The 15,793-nt window shown below is 61.3% G+C and carries 26 protein-coding genes and 1 pseudogene; 3 read left to right on the top strand and 24 right to left on the bottom strand.

Going from position 1 to position 15,793, the window contains the following annotated elements:
- Positions 1 to 186: 186 nt before the first annotated feature.
- From BN1233_RS38740 to BN1233_RS38790, 12 genes are all read right to left on the bottom strand, one after another.
- Positions 187 to 573: a hypothetical protein gene (locus BN1233_RS38740; RefSeq protein ID WP_046869018.1), complete on the bottom strand. Its 387-nt coding sequence runs from the start codon at positions 571 to 573 to the stop codon at positions 187 to 189.
- A gap of 139 nt (positions 574 to 712) precedes the next feature.
- A complete protein-coding gene (locus BN1233_RS38745; RefSeq protein ID WP_046869019.1) occupies positions 713 to 1,084 on the bottom strand; it encodes a hypothetical protein in 372 nt (123 codons plus the stop codon).
- Positions 1,085 to 1,144: 60 nt separating this feature from the next.
- A complete protein-coding gene (locus BN1233_RS38750) occupies positions 1,145 to 1,624 on the bottom strand; it encodes a hypothetical protein (RefSeq protein WP_046869020.1) in 480 nt (159 codons plus the stop codon).
- A 65-nt stretch (positions 1,625 to 1,689) separates the two neighbouring features.
- Positions 1,690 to 1,959, bottom strand: coding sequence for a DUF6440 family protein (locus tag BN1233_RS38755; protein WP_046869021.1), 270 nt, complete (start codon positions 1,957 to 1,959; stop codon positions 1,690 to 1,692).
- Between the two features lie 56 nt (positions 1,960 to 2,015).
- On the bottom strand, positions 2,016 to 2,249 hold the full coding sequence (locus BN1233_RS38760) for a hypothetical protein (RefSeq protein ID WP_046869022.1): 234 nt from the start codon (positions 2,247 to 2,249) through the stop codon (positions 2,016 to 2,018).
- Positions 2,250 to 2,370: 121 nt separating this feature from the next.
- Positions 2,371 to 2,565, bottom strand: coding sequence for a hypothetical protein (locus BN1233_RS38765; protein WP_147707787.1), 195 nt, complete (start codon positions 2,563 to 2,565; stop codon positions 2,371 to 2,373).
- A 17-nt stretch (positions 2,566 to 2,582) separates the two neighbouring features.
- The gene (locus BN1233_RS38770) at positions 2,583 to 2,822 is read right to left on the bottom strand and encodes a hypothetical protein (protein ID WP_147707788.1); all 240 of its coding nucleotides are present in this window, start codon (positions 2,820 to 2,822) and stop codon (positions 2,583 to 2,585) included.
- 11 nt (positions 2,823 to 2,833) lie between these two features.
- Complete coding sequence (locus tag BN1233_RS38775; protein WP_046869025.1) at positions 2,834 to 3,289, bottom strand: hypothetical protein; 456 nt, start codon at positions 3,287 to 3,289, stop codon at positions 2,834 to 2,836.
- A 180-nt stretch (positions 3,290 to 3,469) separates the two neighbouring features.
- Positions 3,470 to 3,679 (bottom strand): hypothetical protein, encoded by a 210-nt coding sequence (locus BN1233_RS38780; protein WP_046869026.1) that lies wholly within the window; start codon positions 3,677 to 3,679, stop codon positions 3,470 to 3,472.
- Positions 3,680 to 3,742: 63 nt separating this feature from the next.
- A complete protein-coding gene (locus BN1233_RS38785; RefSeq protein ID WP_147707789.1) occupies positions 3,743 to 4,186 on the bottom strand; it encodes a hypothetical protein in 444 nt (147 codons plus the stop codon).
- A gap of 134 nt (positions 4,187 to 4,320) precedes the next feature.
- Positions 4,321 to 4,467 (bottom strand): hypothetical protein, encoded by a 147-nt coding sequence (locus tag BN1233_RS48895; protein ID WP_187144474.1) that lies wholly within the window; start codon positions 4,465 to 4,467, stop codon positions 4,321 to 4,323.
- Between the two features lie 312 nt (positions 4,468 to 4,779).
- Complete coding sequence (locus tag BN1233_RS38790; RefSeq protein ID WP_046869028.1) at positions 4,780 to 5,133, bottom strand: hypothetical protein; 354 nt, start codon at positions 5,131 to 5,133, stop codon at positions 4,780 to 4,782.
- 311 nt (positions 5,134 to 5,444) lie between these two features.
- On the opposite strand from BN1233_RS38790, the gene BN1233_RS43885 reads away from it, so the two are divergent.
- A complete protein-coding gene (locus BN1233_RS43885) occupies positions 5,445 to 5,882 on the top strand; it encodes a 4-fold beta flower protein (protein ID WP_048710525.1) in 438 nt (145 codons plus the stop codon).
- Between the two features lie 104 nt (positions 5,883 to 5,986).
- Here BN1233_RS43885 and BN1233_RS38805 read toward each other — a convergent pair whose 3' ends face one another.
- The 9 genes from BN1233_RS38805 to BN1233_RS38850 form a co-directional block, all read right to left on the bottom strand.
- Positions 5,987 to 6,250 carry a hypothetical protein gene (locus BN1233_RS38805; protein WP_046869030.1) on the bottom strand — a complete coding sequence of 88 codons (264 nt, stop codon included), beginning with the start codon at positions 6,248 to 6,250 and terminating at the stop codon, positions 5,987 to 5,989.
- Positions 6,251 to 6,279: 29 nt separating this feature from the next.
- Complete coding sequence (locus BN1233_RS38810) at positions 6,280 to 6,489, bottom strand: hypothetical protein (protein ID WP_046869031.1); 210 nt, start codon at positions 6,487 to 6,489, stop codon at positions 6,280 to 6,282.
- A 59-nt stretch (positions 6,490 to 6,548) separates the two neighbouring features.
- Positions 6,549 to 7,841: an RNA-guided endonuclease IscB gene (gene iscB, locus BN1233_RS38815; RefSeq protein ID WP_046869032.1), complete on the bottom strand. Its 1,293-nt coding sequence runs from the start codon at positions 7,839 to 7,841 to the stop codon at positions 6,549 to 6,551.
- 280 nt (positions 7,842 to 8,121) lie between these two features.
- A complete protein-coding gene (locus BN1233_RS38820; RefSeq protein ID WP_046869033.1) occupies positions 8,122 to 9,966 on the bottom strand; it encodes a group II intron reverse transcriptase/maturase in 1,845 nt (614 codons plus the stop codon).
- Entirely contained in the window at positions 9,953 to 10,417 is a 465-nt protein-coding gene (locus BN1233_RS38825) for a hypothetical protein (RefSeq protein ID WP_046869034.1), read from the bottom strand. The genes BN1233_RS38820 and BN1233_RS38825 overlap by 14 nt, the downstream gene beginning before the upstream one ends.
- 258 nt (positions 10,418 to 10,675) lie before the next feature.
- The gene (locus BN1233_RS38830; protein WP_046869035.1) at positions 10,676 to 10,855 is read right to left on the bottom strand and encodes a hypothetical protein; all 180 of its coding nucleotides are present in this window, start codon (positions 10,853 to 10,855) and stop codon (positions 10,676 to 10,678) included.
- Positions 10,856 to 10,917: 62 nt separating this feature from the next.
- Positions 10,918 to 11,334, bottom strand: a complete 417-nt coding sequence (locus BN1233_RS38835) for a hypothetical protein (protein ID WP_046869036.1) — start codon at positions 11,332 to 11,334, stop codon at positions 10,918 to 10,920.
- A gap of 76 nt (positions 11,335 to 11,410) precedes the next feature.
- Positions 11,411 to 11,800, bottom strand: a complete 390-nt coding sequence (locus BN1233_RS38840; protein WP_147707790.1) for a hypothetical protein — start codon at positions 11,798 to 11,800, stop codon at positions 11,411 to 11,413.
- Between the two features lie 323 nt (positions 11,801 to 12,123).
- Positions 12,124 to 12,636, bottom strand: coding sequence for a hypothetical protein (locus BN1233_RS38850; protein ID WP_046869039.1), 513 nt, complete (start codon positions 12,634 to 12,636; stop codon positions 12,124 to 12,126).
- 100 nt (positions 12,637 to 12,736) lie between these two features.
- Between BN1233_RS38850 and BN1233_RS38855 the strand changes: the two genes are divergently transcribed.
- A complete protein-coding gene (locus BN1233_RS38855; protein ID WP_048710529.1) occupies positions 12,737 to 13,498 on the top strand; it encodes a helix-turn-helix domain-containing protein in 762 nt (253 codons plus the stop codon).
- Between the two features lie 61 nt (positions 13,499 to 13,559).
- Entirely contained in the window at positions 13,560 to 14,111 is a 552-nt protein-coding gene (locus BN1233_RS38860; RefSeq protein WP_052764113.1) for an RES family NAD+ phosphorylase, read from the top strand.
- A 468-nt stretch (positions 14,112 to 14,579) separates the two neighbouring features.
- On the opposite strand, the pseudogene BN1233_RS50300 reads toward BN1233_RS38860, so the two are convergent.
- The 3 genes and pseudogenes from BN1233_RS50300 to BN1233_RS38870 all read right to left on the bottom strand — a co-directional run.
- Positions 14,580 to 14,720, bottom strand: a pseudogene (locus tag BN1233_RS50300) (CopG family transcriptional regulator); the annotation flags it as partial.
- Between the two features lie 121 nt (positions 14,721 to 14,841).
- A complete protein-coding gene (locus BN1233_RS38865; RefSeq protein WP_046869041.1) occupies positions 14,842 to 15,096 on the bottom strand; it encodes a ribbon-helix-helix domain-containing protein in 255 nt (84 codons plus the stop codon).
- Positions 15,097 to 15,266: 170 nt separating this feature from the next.
- Entirely contained in the window at positions 15,267 to 15,698 is a 432-nt protein-coding gene (locus BN1233_RS38870; protein ID WP_147707791.1) for a hypothetical protein, read from the bottom strand.
- Positions 15,699 to 15,793 lie beyond the last annotated feature (95 nt).

Raw genomic sequence — 15,793 nt, forward strand, 5'->3', positions numbered from 1 at the left:
CCTGGCAGATCCAGTCGTCCCAGAACGGCTTGGCCTCGGCTTATTCCTCGTCCGAGATATCCCAGCACAGGGAAATTCCGCACTCGTTGCAGATTGGTGTGAGCGCGCCTTCCGGCGTGCTCCGGTGACGCTGAACTCCCATGGTGCGTCTCCTTGCACGAGCGTCGGTGGCGGGGAACCCGAGCCTCAGCTCAGGTCCTCCATGACGACCTTCGAGAGGCCGCGTTCCTGGGCCTCGAGGATGGCGGTCGAGGGAAAGAACTTCTCGCGCGGGCGGGCGTAGAAGTAAACGCCCTCGGCTTCGCACCACGCCTTGAAGCGCGCGATGTTCTCCTTGCTGTAGCCGGCCTCCTGGTCCCAGCCGGCCGCCGCGAGCGCGTCATTGAGGCGGATCTTCGTGACCTCGATGAGGCCGCCGCGGCGGATGAACTTCTCGGCGGCCGCGCGGGTCGGAAATACGCTATAGTGCCCATCGGGCGTGCCGGCCGGAGCCCAGCGATCGCCCTTCTTGCCGTTCACGCGGATTGCGTAGCCACCGTTGAAGAAATCGCGCTCGATCATCGGACGGCCCATGTCGTTCTCCCGGGATTTTGACGAAATTCGGTTTCGACCCAATTTTTTCGTCAATCCCTTCTGGTCAGGAGACCGTATTTTCGGGATTTGCGCGAAGGCGCAAAAGAAAAACCCAGCCGGAGGCTGGGTTGATTTCTCCTCACGCGTAGAGAACGTGGGCGTGCCCATCCTCGAAGGCCTCGAACGCCAGGTCGCGGCAGTCCTCGGTGAGATCGGCAGCGACCGAGGGCTTCTCGACGGTCTGCCACTGCGGGCCTTCCGCATATTCGTGGTATTTCTCGATCCAGCGCTCGACGGCAACGACGGTCGCGGTCACGAGGGAAATCCGGTTGTCCCACCGCCCGCCATCGCAGTCGATGCCGCCATGGACCAGCGCCACCCGGCCATTCTCAGCGTGCTCGGCGATGCAGGCCTGCAGTTGCTGGCGCCGCGCGAGCCGGTCTTCCCGGCTGCGGAAAAAATCTCGGACCAGGCGATGATAACATTTGCGCCGCTTGAGCGTGAGTTCCATGGGGATCTCCGTCGCTCCGGGGATTTTGAAGCCTTTGGGGCTCAATCCATTTGCCCGGGATCAGTTGGCTTCCGCAGAGGCGTTGGGATCGCGCTTCCGGCGGGCCCAGAGCTCCAGGTTTGCGCGAAACGCGGCGTGACGCGTCCTGAGCGCCGCGCGCTTGAGGCGCCGGTCCATCGGGGTCTCGTGGCGTTGCGCCCGCTCGGTCTTGCTGGGGCGATCGGACTGGGTCTGCCTCACGAGTGTAATCGGTCCGAACTCTTCGCCACGCCGACATAGCGTCTCCTCGAGGAAGGCGAGGCCCGCCGCCGAGGCCGCGAAGGTGGTGGCAAAGCTCCGCCGCCCGAAACCGATCAGCGTGCGACCGCTGACCACGTGACCGTCGGCCTCAAGCCGCAGCAGGTCCTCGGTGATATGGGCATGGCCTTTCTGGTTCGTGATCCGGGCAGCCGCGGAGAGCCTGCCGTTCTCATCGCGGGCGGAGCACCAGCGCAGCCATGCGATCCGGCGTCCGAGTGAGCGATGCTTATTAGCAGACATGAGCCTCTCCTCGGGTTTAGGGCCTCACGGTGGCCCGCAATGGGGTGATGTCGATAAGCCGCGGGTCACTCATCTCTTCGGGGTTCCCCCTTGCTGCGGCTGCACAGGGGCTTGGCATCCGCCCCAATACGCGGCGTGATCGCGTAGCCCTCCTTCACCTTTACGATGAGGTATTGGCATCCGGTCTCCACGTCGGTCCAAACGCGCGGATGAACTCGATCGAGGTAGCTGCTCACCGTCTGTGCGGGTGTGCTCGCGTTCTCCTCAGGCTCGTTCTGGCACGCCGCGAGAGCAAGCGGCAGGAGAAGAACGACCGTCGTTCTGGTCTTCCGCATTTCAGACGACCTCCGGTTCAATCGGCCGCTGTTGCCTTGCCTGCCGGATCGGGGACTCAATCGCATCTCCAGACCATCTGGGATCGCCGACCGGGTTCATAGGACCAGGACTGCGATCCTTCAGGGCGGCTGATCTTGGCGCGCACGGTTCGACCGCCCCCGTGGCGATCATAGGCCTCCTCGGCCATGGCCTTTGCAGTCGAAAGGCTGTCGGTCTCGCCGGTCTCTCTCTCATAGCGCGTGTCGAAACCGTCGCGGATCGCTTTCGCGACTTCCCAGATGTGCCTCATAGCTTTTCTCCTCCGCTTTCCCGCAGACCGGATCTATTGCCGCCAGCGTGGTGTCGGGTTGCGTTCCCATGACCACCGGGCAACGTCACATAGTTCCGACTAGGTGTGCCGGCGCGACCCGTCAGGATAGAAGGGCCGTGCCGCGCAATCGGCCTCGTAGGCCAACTGTCCCAGCGTCTTTGGCTTCATCGTCGTCTGCCTTGATGATTTCGCTGATGTTGAGTTCGAGGAGACGCGTGATCTCCTCACCGGTTGCGATGTTCTTTCGAAGTCGCTCCTGGAGACGGTTCTGCTCTTTGCGCTTATTGGTGGTCACGCCTTCTCCGTTCATGGTCATGCCGGCTCGCACCGCTCTGAGAGCAGGCTCTCGGCTCGACCGCAGACCCGGCAGAGATCGAGCGCGACGTGGCCGTTTCGATCCTTGATGACGTCGGGCGCGTCAGGATCGCCCGTCTTGTAGAGCCTGTGCGCCGTCCGGGTTGGGGACAGCCGGACGTAGGCGGCAGCGATCGCGTCTCGGATGCGGGGCGCCTCGTCGGCCATTTCGTCCAGGATGTGAGATAGGTTTCTCATTGCAATTCCCTTCAGCGCAGCGACACGGCGCTACCTGGAGCCGCTTGATTGGCCCGAGATTCGAGTGCTGCTTTGACCTCTCGGTAAACCTCGCGGACCGCGTCATCCCGGGCCTCACCGAGAGCACCGGAGTGTGACGGCGCGAACGTCGCGGCGTTCCGGTGCCGGACCCGCAGGATTGCGGCAAGGACTGGATGATCCTCGTCAATGCGCTCGCGATCCTCATCGCGCCCCGAGTTTTGGGGAACCCGAAGCGCCTGTTCGTTGATCTGGGAAACTGGGACACGCTCACCGTAAACGTTGACGAAGTGGTCCCGGCCCTCGGCCTCGGCAATCACGGCACTGGCTGAATCCCAGTGCTCGTTGACGTTGATGGCGTCGGGAACGGTTTCGTCGTCACCAATCGCCTGGAAATCCGCCACCAGTGTTTTGAGGGCATGCAGAAGTTTGTTCGTCAGATCGGTCATCGTGCCTCTTCTATTTCTCGGCAAGGTGTCGGGCTCGGCCCGGTCGGCCGAGCACAAATGATTGGTGCTCCTGCATCGGTCCTCAGCGAGTGAGGCCGACGCGGCGGCCTGATGTCTCACTTGGAGGCTCGTCGTCTTTCCCGGTTACGCGGTCGCCCCTTTGGGCAGAGACCCGGGGCCTCACTCGTCATGGATCCGATAGCTTTCGAAGCCCTCCCCGCCCGAGGCGATGTCGTTCAAGCGCTCGAGATCTTTTCCGAGCTCGTCGTCCGCCATCGAAGCAGCCTTCGCCCTGATGAGGCTCTGAATATCGCCGTGCTGCAGGTAGAGCGTCGTAAAATGCTCTTCTGCCTGTTCCCGCGTCATGCTGATCGTCGATTTCACGCCCATCGCATTCCTCCTGACAGTGAAAAGGAACTCGCCTCCGAGCGAGCTCCCGCAGGTAGATCTGTTCTAGGCCGCGAGCGGGAGCATCTCGTCGTACATCGCCGGGAAATGCACCTCGTCGGCCCACACCTGGACGCCATAGCGGGCGGCCTCCTCGATGAACCGGCCGAGGCCCTCGGACTTCTCCTCCGAGACGGGCAGCAGGAACGGATATCCGTCGTGGGCAGATTGCCAACGCCCGTTGTTGATTTTGCACTCGCAGGTCTCGCGGTCGATCACAAGCCGGTCGAGGATGTCGTATTCGTGCCCGGTCGCGTCGCTGAGATAGACGACCCGCTCGTCCGCGTCCGGGTTCTTGATCTGCGCCAGGACAGAGGAAAGCGAGCGGGCGAGACAGACGGCAAGCTTCTCGTGCAGTCGACGCGCGAAGGGCGTTGTGCAGACCACGGCCTGGGCGAGAACCTGGATGCGAATGCCGGACAGGGCTGCGTAGCGGGTCACGAGATCCATCGTCGTCCTCTTCGGGGTTTTGAGCCAATTTCGGGTCATCCTCACTTTTTGAGGACATCTCCGAGGACCTTGGCTCGGGACATGAAAAAACCCGCCGAAGGGCGGGTCGGGTCATTCCGGCGGTGTCGCCTTGATCAGTCGAAGCTCTTGAACGCCCGGCGGTCGTACGAGCCCTTGCCCTTCCGGGCCGCCACGACCTTGGGGCGGGTGTCGACGCGCACCGCGGCACCGGCATTGCCGGCGCGGCAAGACAGAGAGGCAGCGTGCTCGTTGCGGGCCATCGTCGTCGTCCTGTTCGGGATTTGAGGTGGATCGGGATCAACCAGGTGGATTGCTCAAATCGCCTTCGGGTTCGCCGACGGCTCGATAGGGCCACGAGATATTATGCGCAGGCGCGTTCTGCAAGCATTTGCGGATTGTGTCTGGGGAATTTCGGCCATCGCGGCATCCGCGCTGGTCCTTCGATTCATCCTATCAGCACGTAGGGTCAGAATTACGGGATGATTTTGGTTTTCCGCCGAGGATATCTTTTTTCGAATTTGGGCCAGTGCCCAAGAAAAAACCCGCCCTGGGGCGGGTTTCAGGCTTCGGTCTCAGGCAATCTGGAGGAACAGCTCCGGGGTCCAGCCCTCGATAATCTTCTGCTCGATTTCCAGGGCGGCCCGCTCGACGAAATTAAAGGTGCTGCCGTTGACCTCGACGCCGTTGATGGTCCGCAGGATGGCGTTGCGGTCCATGCGGCCGAACGCTTTGAGCGGAATCTGGATGCCGTCGTCGTCGGACTCGAGAAGGTCCAGGCCCGGCGCGAGCTCGCGGTTGCCGGCCTTGAGGCCGTCGAGGACGGCGACCCGCTCGGAGCTGACCTCGTCGGTGAGGTTCAGGCTCGCGATGCGGGTCAGGGCGCCCTCTTTGCGGCTGACGATCGTGAGGTGCAGCGCGTAGCTCATCGACTTGGTCCTTTTCGGGATTTTCAGTTGATCTTGGATCAATCCCGATCTCTCGGAAAATCCTGTGTGGATTGAACAGAATATGCTCAGTCCGGCAGTCGCTAATCCCTTGGGATTATCGACGCGACAGGATGGCATGTCCTACATCGGAGATCGGACTGGGCCTCCGGTCCGGCCTGTGTCGTTGGGGATGGCGGTCCTGTGGGGGGAGTGCACCGCCGTCCTCAACGGCTGGATCCTCTCGGGCCCGACGGCCCGGTGATCCCTTCCGCGGGCGCAACCCGATCTCCCACGCCAGACAAGGAAGACGCATGGCCGTGCAGCACTACTTCGACTCTTCGGGAGAGTGGATTGCTTACCGTCGTGACGCGAACGATCGTTATCTGTTCGATACACGGGGGCGCTGGGTCGGGTGGTTTCTGTGCAGCTTCGAGGAGGTCGTCGATCTCGACGGCAATTATCTCGCGAGTGTCGTTGACGGAAACCGCCTGTTCCGGAACGAGAAGAAGACAGTCAAGATGGTCTCGCCCATTCCGCGGAATCCTGGTCTGGCGGGCTACGCCGGGTTTCCGGGGCGTGCCGTTCGTTGCCCTCTGCCCGAGAGCTTCCAGGATGTAGTGTTCAAGAAGGCGGTGAACCCACAGGATCTGGTCAAACGAGGAAAACGGCAGCCGCAGCCTGCCTCGCCCGCTGCGGTGCGGGAATGGGTCTCGCGGCTCTTGCGGCGTATCACGGTGTTCGGTCTCTAGAATTTCTCTGCCGTGTCCTTCCTTCCGGGATTTGGGCATGCGCTCAAAGAAAAACCCGCCGGTTAGGCGGGTTCGTCGGATCTCATGATGCCCGTGGGTCTGGACTAAGATCGATTCGCAGAGCCGGGCGGATCCTCTGAGATTGCAGCGTCGCTCACGCTGACCAGCCGATCGTCGATCGCACCGAACACCGGCCTCCCGTTGTGGGCGCATCCACCTTTCCCGAGAATTGTCTCGAGCGTGAGGGCGGTTTCCGTCAGGCGGAGGCTGCTCTCGCGATGACGGTGGCCCGCGTGAGCTTCGAGCACCACACGCATGGCGATACGCAAAGCTTCTTCGGATGTCATGGGCGCATAGTCGTCCGCCATGATGTCCTCCGGTGTTCCGTGAAGCCGGCTTAAGCCGCTTTCTTGACGTTCGGCCTGTGGCTCTCGAGGCGTTCCGATGGATTGAGGCCCCGCCGGACCAGTAGGCAGAGTCCGGCCACGAGGACACTCAGGCTCCCGCCCAGAGGCATGCTTAGGAGCGCGATCAGGATTCCGGACTGAGCCATGAAGACAACCGTTAGGGCGGACCCGATGAGAGCTGCTGCCACCAAGAAGATCATCAAAAATCTTCGTCGCGGAAACTCCACGCCTTCAGGCGGGGGAGGAGCGTCGCCTTTCCTCAGTTGGTGTTGCGCTGTGAGTAACAGTATCCATCCGCCCGCTGGAGCAGGCGGAAGTTCCGGTGGCCAATGCCCTGGACCACGCCGGATGCGGTCGTAATGTTGAACTTGCCGCTCTCGCGCACGGCCACGCGGCCCACGTACGAGCCGATCTTCTTGCCCTTCGCCACGGCGGCCGCGACGAGGTCGCCCGTGGCGAAGCCGTGGACGCGCTTGCGCACCATGAGACGGCCGCGCGGGAAGCCGTGCTTGTCGAGCAGCGTTCGCTTGTACCTACCGCGTCCCGTGCAGGCGGCCTGGAGGGTCGGTTGGCTCCAGCCCGCGAGTTCCTCGACATGGCCGACGCAGGCGGCGTCGAGCGCGTGGGTCTTCGGGATGCCGAACCGCGAGCGGTTCCACTTCGTCCGGCCGCCCGTCGCCGTCGAGACGGGCAGTCCCGGCGCCTTGAGGGCGTTGAACAGCCCCCAGCGGGTGGAATTGACAGCCGCCGCGTCGCGCAGCGGCGAACGCATGATCGCATGAATCCTGCCGAGCCGCTTCGGGTCTTGGACGAACTCCTCGACGGGTGTGCTGCCCTTGGCTTGGTTGCATGGCTCGCACGCGATGCCGAGGTTGGATGGGCGGTCGGACCCGCCACGTGCACGCGGCACGATGTGCTCGACCTGGAGCGGAATACCGTCCTTGCCGCAGTACATGCACGTCCTGCCCCACTTCTCGAGACAGTACTCGCGCACTTCGTATCCCGCGAGGGTGCCCTGCTGGTACTCCACGCCGCAGATCTCGGGATTTGCCAACAGTTGGGTGTCGAAGCGCACCAGTTCCATGTCGATGGCCGTGACGGAAGCCAGGCGGGACAAGCGATCCACCCACGCCATCGTGGTGTCGACGCGGTGCCGGAGCGACGGCGCCAGCCAGCCCTCGTGGCGGGTGCGGTTGTCGAAGCGTTGCTCGCGGAAGCGCAGCTTGCCGCGCCTGCGGCGACGGAAAGCCCGCCTTTGGGTGAGCGCGTCGCGGATGTCCGCACCGCGGTGCTTCAGTTCCATGAGCATGAGGACCGTCTGGCGAACCTGGCTGACGCGGACCAGGGCAATGCCCGTGCCCTTCGATCCCGGGTCGATCTTCAGCTTGATCGGCTGGAGGATCGAATCCTCGACCTTGCGATCGACGAGCCGGATCGTGAACGGCCGCATCCGATGGATGCGCGCCCGCTTCTGGTCAAGCAGCTGCCTTGCCCGCTTCTCGGAGCAGGGCATGAGTGGTTTTCCATGCTTGTCGAGGACGAATACCGTCATCGACGTCCTCCCTGTGTTTGCGCCCGTAAGGGCCCTGTGACGGAGACGGCGGGATTGCCGTCCCTCTCCCCTCGCCAATGTCCCGGGCCGGGTGGCAACCTTTCGGGTGCCGGACCGCCGCGCGCCCGCTGACCCTACGGGACGGTCGCTGCGGTCTTCGAGAGCCTGGAACTGAGTGAAGTAGGCCACCAGTACCCGTTGCCGGGTGTCCCATGGCCCCTTCCCGAACCGGACGTGCGACTTTCATCGCGTCCGGCTCTCCAGTAGAGGTGTTGAATCACTATGCCATCCTCAACGCGACTTCTGTCAGGCTGATCCCGTCGTACCTTCCTGCGTGGATGTCGGTGTGACATTTTTTGCAGGTCGGAATTTGCTTACGGTTGATCGCCGCCATGATCCTGGTGAATCCTTTGACCTCTTGCCCCATCTTTCGAATGTGTCGAACGTGATGCATTTCGACTCCGTCCGTCGCGCCGCAGATTGCACAATCCTTCAGGAGAGAGCTCTTGGTTCGAATGCCAAACTTGAGCGCCCGGATTTCGGTCCCGGCACCTGGGTTTGACAGCCCCTTGAAGTTGAAGGGCGTACCCTCGAAGCTCTTCCGTAGTCTCATGCTGACGACTCTTTCCTCACCGTCCTTGTTACGCAGACGGGTAGTGAGGTTGTAGCCGTACTTTGCAAATGCACGGCGGATGGATTTCATTCGATGCCTGTGGCTGAGCGTCTTGGCGGCAGAGAATTGAAGGATGTATTGAACCCTCCTCATTCGTGCGAAGTTATCGGTGAACGAGTAGTAGTTCAGGATGCCGTCCAGCACGGCGTTGAACCTGCTGATGATTTGGTCATCATCCAGTACCGCCCATGCACGCTTGCTGAGCGGATGTCCTTCCTTCGTGCAAAACCCGTTCTGGTGTAGCTTGGCAACAATGTCATTGATCGGTGCCTTTAGGTGTACAGTCCCTGCGGGCAGTCGACACTTGACGGCTTTGTAGCCAGGCTTGGGTGCGTGTTTGACCAGGCTGTCATTGCGCCGGCCAGCGCACGAGAGACGCGTCCCTAGGAAGAAGGCTTCTTCCGTAGCCGCGTGCCGGATGTGAGTCTTGCCGATGTTGAGCTCGAGCCTGAGCTCGCGCTTCAGCCATTCGGCAATCTCGCTTCTGGTTCTCTCCGCCAGTTCTCTGGAGCCGATGATGCCGATCACCCAGTCGTCGGCATACCGGACGTAATGAACACGGATGAAGTCGGGGTCGTCTTGGGCGTACGGGGATAGTTCCCGCATGGCCTTTTGAATCGCTTTGACCTCTTCGGCCGTGATTGTCCCTTTCTTGCGGCCGGCGTAGAGCTTGTTGACAAGCGATCTGTATGCCGGGTTGGGTTTCGCGCCTTTTCCCTTGGTTTCTCGCGCCACGATTTCCGTCACCTTGATGTCCAGCTCGTGCAGATACACGTTGGCTAGGATCGGTGATACGACACTGCCTTGCGGCGTGCCGGAGGTAGTCGCGGTGAAGTCGCCTTGGTCCAAGACTCCCGCATTGAGGGCTTTGCGAATCAGGTTCAAGAACCGTTCGTCCTTGATCCGTTTCCGCAGAAGCTCAATCAGTCGGTCATGCTCGATGTTGTCGAAGAAGGACATGATGTCCCCTTCGATGATCCATCTCACACCTGTCCATCGGGTTCTGATTTCCCTAAGCGCGTTGTGAGTCCCGCGCTTCTGCCTGAACCCGTATGACTTGTCAGAGAACGTAGGTCCAAATGGGCTGTCGTAGATCGCTTCAAGGATCATGCGAATTGCTTCTTGTACCAGTTTCTCTCGCGGGTTTGCGATGCCAAGCGGCCGCAGTTTCCCGTTTTTCTTCGGGATGTACGTTCGCCTGGCTGGGGCGAATGTGAAGCTTTCGCTCCGCATCGCCTCGATGACGGCTTCGACGTGTGGCATATTCATGCCGTCGAGGGTTGTGCCATCAACACCCTTGGTCATATTCCCGGGCTTGCTCTTGATCCTCTCGTACGCAGCCAAGTACAAATCTTCCTTGAACAGCAGACGATATAGATCGCGATTCACCCAGGTCGGGTTCGCGTTCAGTCTTGCAATAGACTCAAGTCGTCTGAGATCAAATTCCGCCATCCGGCGCAACCTCCGCATCGATCTGAGTCACCTCTACCTGCCATCCTTCCCCTTCACCGAGCATTACTTCGGTCGCATCCTTGCGGACGGGTACTACGATGGCTCCGTCGCCATGGCCGTTGCCGGCTTTAGGCGATCCCCAAGTTGCGTCTTTTTGGTGGTCTGTCCGTAGGCTCCCATTCCATCCTTTCCGCTCGATCTTCGAGCTGTCCCACGCCTGATGGATTTGACGCATCGCTTCCTCTGATGCGTCAATGGCGTAGCTGGGGTGTGAGTTGGTGACCCCAGGGGTCAGGATCGCCCCGACTGGATTTGGGTTGAAGCAGTAAGGCCTTAGCCATAGACAGCCTTGCCCGCCTTGATTCTTGCCGTAACCAACTTCCGACTCACAAGGCTTGCCTGACATGCTGTTGTCCCCTCTGGGTTTCCCCTTCAGGTAAGTCAGTGGCATTAGTTAAGTCTCCATCGTTAACGCTCATCTTCTGAGCAACCAAAAAGGCACCACATGGGCGCACGGAAGCATTCCAGGGTCGGTCTTGCCGTCCTGCCCGGGACGGAGCGGTGGGCGCGAACGCTCACCGCCAAGGCTGGTCAGCAGGGCTTGGTTACCTTGCGGCTCCCAAGCCCTCCCGTTCACGGGGAGGGTTACTGACGGGCATTCTCCTGCCCTTGTGACGTTCGCTTATGCCGAACGAACGTCGATTGGTTCTCAGTCCACTGCGACGTGGGTGACCTGCTCGCCGTCCAGCTCGCAGAGATGGACCGAAACCATGTGCTCTTTGGACTTCTTGACCTTGAACTGCGCGATCGCCTTCAGCTTCGCGGCGATAAGTGACTCGGCGCGGATGTCCGCTTGCCGGCCGTTGTAGAAGGCCTTGTAACCGTGCATCGGAAAGACTCCTGGGATTTGGTAAATATTCAGTTAACAAAGCACCCTGTGGGGCTGATTTCTCACAGGCTGGCCCAGCCCATCGGCTTCCCGGTGTTGTCGATCTGGACCGAGTAGCGCGGCCAAGACCGGGCGAGTTCGATGAAGGCCTCCTTCGGGGCCATGCCGAACTTCTCGGCATAATCTTTGGTCGAGAACACCGTGTAGGCCGGGAACGCGTTGCGCTTGTCGCGTGGCAGGCGTAGGCGCTGGCCACCGTGCCGATCGGCGAACTCTTGGATCTCGAGACTGGCCTTCTGGGCCGCAGCCGCGAGAGCCTTGGCGGCCCGGGCTTTTGCCTGATTGGTGAGTTGGACTTCGCGGGTGCCGGCACCGTCGCAGTCGAAGCACAGGCCGGGCACGCCGTAATGAGCGCGGGCGTAGTTCATGAGGCCGGCGCCCTTGCAGCGCGTGCAAGGGCCGGAAGCATCCTGTCCCATGGTCGTCCTCCTTGCGGGGTTTTGAGCCGGTTTGGGTTCAACCCGCTTCCTTGGAGAAGCTTGGTCTCGGGCCGGGTCAGGCGGCCTCGTCTTCGATACTTTGGAGCACGGTCTTAAGTGCCGGCAGTGTTACCGGCCTGAGGATCAATGGCGGCACGATCTGCACGCAGGCCGGATCGAACAGGTAGTGCTCGGCGCTATCCCTGTCCGCCTGGCTCGGCTTGGTGCGACAGGCCTCGAACATGCGCAGGTTGAAGTCGTCGCCACGGGATTCTGCTTCGGCGATCGCGTTGTCCATCAGCCAGAGAGAAACGCGCTTGAGCGTGTTCGTCGCTTTGCGATCGCTCGTGACGTCGATTTTCGGGAACGACGTGGTCTCGCGGCCGGTGGCGGTCAAGACGACATCGCCGGCGCGAAGGCTTATCCCGACCGTGCCTCGACGCGCGGCAGGGCTCTGCGAGATCATCGCAGCACCAGACATGCAAATCTCCGTAAAAATTGGAAAGCGGAAGAGGCCGCTATGCGGGTCCGCGCTCGCGGCGGTCGGTGACGCCCAATCGCTTAAGTGCAGGTCCGAGAGCCTCGACGCGGGTCACTCTGATTGGATCAGTTGCCGTGCCGCGAGGCAGCTGAGAGCCCGGTCGCAGATGGTGACGCAGCGTTTTCCCGTCAGGCGCGAGCCATACAGGATCCCTGTTTCCTCGCGTAGAATCTCGGTGAGGAATATCTTGGGCCAAGCCCTGAAGGTGTACCGGATTTTGCGCGCCTTGATCCGCTAGAGATCAAGCCTCATGCGAAGTCATTGGCGCCTTCTGCCGCGCGGGCGACTTCGTCGATGTGCCTTGCACGCAACCGGTCGATCGGCGCCTCGTCATTGGTGTAACGGTTCGGTGTGACGAGCCACTCCCAAGCCTCTCCTGGGGAGGGAAAATGAGCCAGAACCCGATCGATTCCCTCCATGGGGCCAGACTGCTCGAACTGGCGGGTCGGGTAGGTGAAGTCTTGATCCCCCTTTGGGAAGGCAATCACCTTGTTTGCGATGCGCCAGCTATCGAGCGTCGTCGGCAAGACCTGAAGCCTCGCGGCCATATCGCTGGCCCTGAGGAGGTCCGAGACGGCCCAGTCCGTGGAGGCATCGTCCACCGTTATGGCATCGAGCCTGGCTTCTCCTTCTTCCAGGCTGACCAAGGGGCCAAGCCCGGAGTCCGGCACGGGCTCGGCGGGTCGGGGCGAAGGCTCCCGGTCGCTCCGGGCCACGGCACGCATCTCTTCCCGGAGCTCGTCCAGACTTTTTCTCACCACGCGTGACCTCCCTGACTTGGAATTATATGCCTTCTCGCGTGGTTGGCATGATACCAATATGCTCCTATATGGAATAGGACAACCAAACGAGGAGGCCGCCATGGCAGCGGCAGTTGACGGCACCCGGAAGAGGATGCGCCCATCGCGGGAATTTCGGAAGCCGGATCTCCTCGAGAAGATCGGTTCAAGGGCGGCAGGCCTGATCGTGGAGGAGATCCGGTCTCACACCGCTCTTTCGGCCGAGGTCGGCCGGATCGTGGAGGAGATCGGGCACGTCCTGGAAAGGGTGATCGCCGTCTCGGACGAGCCGCAAAAGCTGGCCTTGGTGGCGCGGGCCGTGAAGGGGCTCGATGTCGCCATCAACGCGTCCCTCAATGCGGCCGATGAAGTGAACATCCTGAGTGCCTCTACGGATGTGGGAGCCCTGGCGAGGGCGCTCACGGCAGCAGCCTCGGATCCGGCTGTCGCGAAGCTCGATCCCACTGCAGAACTGATCGCGGCCGGAGCGGCCCGGAAAGCCGAACTGATCGACATGGCCGGTGGCCTCTATCCGCTGCAGGACGTGGCCTCGATTCTCAACATCTCGCGGCAGGCGGTCGAGAAGCGGCGCAAGGCCGGCACGATCATCGCGGTGCGGACCGGGGACGACTACCGCTATCCGGCCTGCCAGTTCACGCCGGACGGCATGATCGAAGGTCTCGACGAGGTCCTCAGGGCCATGCCGATCCGGGCCGACTGGATGCGGCTCGAATGGTTCCTGACCCCGGATGATGCCCTCGATGGCGTTTCCCCGCTGGAAGCCCTCAAGGCAGGGCGTTTAGGGGACGTGCTGGAACTCGCACGAGCTCACGGAGCCGAGTGAACCGCTCGTGCCGGATCCCGCGACGCCTCCTTCGCCGCCAGGCTGGCTGGATCAACACAGCTTGCCCATCGATCCGATTCCGGCGGAGACGATCCTGTTCAGGGTTCACAGGCAGAAGCTCGCCCCGATCTTCTTCGGTCCCGGCGCGGGAAACCCTCCCGTGTTCCGCTTCGACTCGCCGAGTGGCGACTACGGCGTGATGTACATGGGCATCGACTTGGAGAGCGCGTTCGTGGAGACGCTCTTGAGAAATCCGGGCCTTCGCCTCGTCAGCAGGTCCGAGATCGACCTGAGACGCTGGTCTGAGATCCGTGTGTCGCGAGAGCTCAAGCTCGCCAGAATGCACGGCAACGGGTTATCCGCGATGGGTGCAACTGCGCTCGTCAACACAGGTGGCTACTCGGGTTCACGGGCTTGGTCACACGCGATCTGGTCACATCCTGACCGCCTGGACGGCATTGCGTATCAATCGAAACACGATACTGAGCGCAAATGCATCGCGCTGTTCGACCGGGCCGCGACGGCGATTAGTCTCGGCAACGGTCCACATGCATTCACGCTCTCGTGGGTGACTGCGACGCTCAAGCAATACGGGAAAGCGCTCGATCTCTGACAGGGTACCGTATCCCGTATTGGGTGCCGGATCTGAGGCGATTCGGCTTAGTGGGTCCGGTATGACTAAACTGGAGAAATCGAGCCTTACGGGTTCGGAGCGCCCTTCCCCCGTCCCGGTGCACGCTCTCGGTGAGCATTGCAGGTCAGGCAGCCAAACAAGAGCATGCCGCTGTGTGGCCCCGAAGGCCCGTTAGAGAGACCCGCTGCTATGCGGGATTCTGACTCAAGAGGGAGTCGATCTCGGCTTGAGAAAGCTTCCGAGGAGGCCGACCGAGTAACACCTCGCAAATGTCGCCATCGTCGTCCGTGATGTAGACTGGGTGACCGGCGGCGAGGTGCTCAGCGACCGCTCGGGAGGTCGCTTCCCCGATTGCGCTCATGAGTTCCTGAGTAAATTCCGGGGACTCAACGGAAACCGGGCAAACAGGCCCTGGATCTGAATCGTCCGCGTCGGAAGACTTCGGTTTCATGGACGTGGAACTGGAACCGGCTCGCCGATAGCGAGGCTATCTGCCCATATTTTCACAGCTACGTGGTCGACAACGCGGCCGGCATCCACGTCGCGGAGAGCTTCGAGCGTCGACTTCCGGCGTTCTGCCTCGCCATCACCTTGTGCCACGGCACGCATCTCTTCGCGGCGTTCGTATGGACATGTCCGCTTCATCGTGACTCCCGAGTGAACCAACATAGCATAAGCGCAGGATCGCCGTGAGCCGACAGGTCACGAGTTACTCCTGGATCACCACCTCAGCGATGTCCATGACGGTCCTGCTCGAGAACCGGCCTGCGTCGGCATTCTTAAGGGCCGATCTGATTTCGTGCGTGAGGATTTCGAACTTTCCCCGCTCGGCTGCCGTCTCGCGACGCAGCAGGCGTAGGGCGTCCTGCACGATCTTGCTCGCACTCGTATACTCGCCACGGGTCAACTCTTCTTCGACGAAGTTGAACAAGTCGGAATCCAATCGCACGTTCATCGTCGGCATGGCGCAATCCTCGATTAATCTCTAGTACCCAGAATCACGGATCCGCGAAACAGTGGCAGAGGCACGCGTCAGGACTCGCGATCTAACGATAGTGGGAACTAGCGGACCTGCAACTGCGTGCGGCGGGCCTTGCGTCGCCGAGGGGCGGCTACACGCGAACACGTGCACTCCTAGGGTTTGCCGGCCCCGAACACCGAGCAGTTGGTCATCTTGATCTCGTGCCTTTCGCCCGTCTCTTCCTCGGTGAACGTCATAGACAGGCTCTTTCTGTCGCCTGAAACCCTGATTGTTACGGTCCTATTCATATCAAGTAAACCGCCACGATCCTCATCCACCATGAAGTATCTGGCAGTGTATTCACCCGAGTTAAAGCTGATGTCGATAAGCCTGTAGATATGCAATGGGGTCTTGAAGAAATCGTCCTCAAACTCAAAGACGTTCGCCTCATCGCCCGCGCGGATACAATCCTCATTCCTACTGGTTTCTGCCCATGCACCTTCGAAAGGGTATGGTTTCGAAGCAGAGCGGGCGCTGGTGTTGCTCGCAAGCAGCAGAAGCACCAAAAGAAATCGGTTGAACAACTCCACCTCCTTGCGGCGCACTCCCTAGTACCCAGAATCACGGATCCGCGAAACAGTGGCAGAGGCACGCGTCAGGACTCGCGATCTAACGATAGTGGGAACTAGTCACGTGAATC

Origin of the sequence: Microvirga massiliensis (assembly GCF_001006805.1) — a bacterium.
Taxonomy (GTDB): domain Bacteria; phylum Pseudomonadota; class Alphaproteobacteria; order Rhizobiales; family Beijerinckiaceae; genus Microvirga; species Microvirga massiliensis.

Excerpts from the sequence above, each read along its gene's own strand:
- BN1233_RS38740 (WP_046869018.1), bottom strand. The coding sequence starts at position 573 with ATGGGCCGTCCGATGATCGAGCGCGATTTCTTCAACGGTGGCTACGCA.
- BN1233_RS38745 (WP_046869019.1), bottom strand. The coding sequence starts at position 1,084 with ATGGAACTCACGCTCAAGCGGCGCAAATGTTATCATCGCCTGGTCCGA.
- BN1233_RS38750 (WP_046869020.1), bottom strand. The coding sequence starts at position 1,624 with ATGTCTGCTAATAAGCATCGCTCACTCGGACGCCGGATCGCATGGCTG.
- BN1233_RS38755 (WP_046869021.1), bottom strand. The coding sequence starts at position 1,959 with ATGCGGAAGACCAGAACGACGGTCGTTCTTCTCCTGCCGCTTGCTCTC.
- BN1233_RS38760 (WP_046869022.1), bottom strand. The coding sequence starts at position 2,249 with ATGAGGCACATCTGGGAAGTCGCGAAAGCGATCCGCGACGGTTTCGAC.
- BN1233_RS38770 (WP_147707788.1), bottom strand. The coding sequence starts at position 2,822 with ATGAGAAACCTATCTCACATCCTGGACGAAATGGCCGACGAGGCGCCC.
- BN1233_RS38775 (WP_046869025.1), bottom strand. The coding sequence starts at position 3,289 with ATGACCGATCTGACGAACAAACTTCTGCATGCCCTCAAAACACTGGTG.
- BN1233_RS38780 (WP_046869026.1), bottom strand. The coding sequence starts at position 3,679 with ATGGGCGTGAAATCGACGATCAGCATGACGCGGGAACAGGCAGAAGAG.
- BN1233_RS38785 (WP_147707789.1), bottom strand. The coding sequence starts at position 4,186 with ATGGATCTCGTGACCCGCTACGCAGCCCTGTCCGGCATTCGCATCCAG.
- BN1233_RS48895 (WP_187144474.1), bottom strand. The coding sequence starts at position 4,467 with ATGGCCCGCAACGAGCACGCTGCCTCTCTGTCTTGCCGCGCCGGCAAT.
- BN1233_RS38790 (WP_046869028.1), bottom strand. The coding sequence starts at position 5,133 with ATGAGCTACGCGCTGCACCTCACGATCGTCAGCCGCAAAGAGGGCGCC.
- BN1233_RS43885 (WP_048710525.1), top strand. The coding sequence starts at position 5,445 with ATGGCCGTGCAGCACTACTTCGACTCTTCGGGAGAGTGGATTGCTTAC.
- BN1233_RS38805 (WP_046869030.1), bottom strand. The coding sequence starts at position 6,250 with ATGGCGGACGACTATGCGCCCATGACATCCGAAGAAGCTTTGCGTATC.
- BN1233_RS38810 (WP_046869031.1), bottom strand. The coding sequence starts at position 6,489 with ATGATCTTCTTGGTGGCAGCAGCTCTCATCGGGTCCGCCCTAACGGTT.
- iscB (WP_046869032.1), bottom strand. The coding sequence starts at position 7,841 with ATGACGGTATTCGTCCTCGACAAGCATGGAAAACCACTCATGCCCTGC.
- BN1233_RS38820 (WP_046869033.1), bottom strand. The coding sequence starts at position 9,966 with ATGGCGGAATTTGATCTCAGACGACTTGAGTCTATTGCAAGACTGAAC.
- BN1233_RS38825 (WP_046869034.1), bottom strand. The coding sequence starts at position 10,417 with ATGCCACTGACTTACCTGAAGGGGAAACCCAGAGGGGACAACAGCATG.
- BN1233_RS38830 (WP_046869035.1), bottom strand. The coding sequence starts at position 10,855 with ATGCACGGTTACAAGGCCTTCTACAACGGCCGGCAAGCGGACATCCGC.
- BN1233_RS38835 (WP_046869036.1), bottom strand. The coding sequence starts at position 11,334 with ATGGGACAGGATGCTTCCGGCCCTTGCACGCGCTGCAAGGGCGCCGGC.
- BN1233_RS38840 (WP_147707790.1), bottom strand. The coding sequence starts at position 11,800 with ATGATCTCGCAGAGCCCTGCCGCGCGTCGAGGCACGGTCGGGATAAGC.
- BN1233_RS38855 (WP_048710529.1), top strand. The coding sequence starts at position 12,737 with ATGGCAGCGGCAGTTGACGGCACCCGGAAGAGGATGCGCCCATCGCGG.
- BN1233_RS38865 (WP_046869041.1), bottom strand. The coding sequence starts at position 15,096 with ATGCCGACGATGAACGTGCGATTGGATTCCGACTTGTTCAACTTCGTC.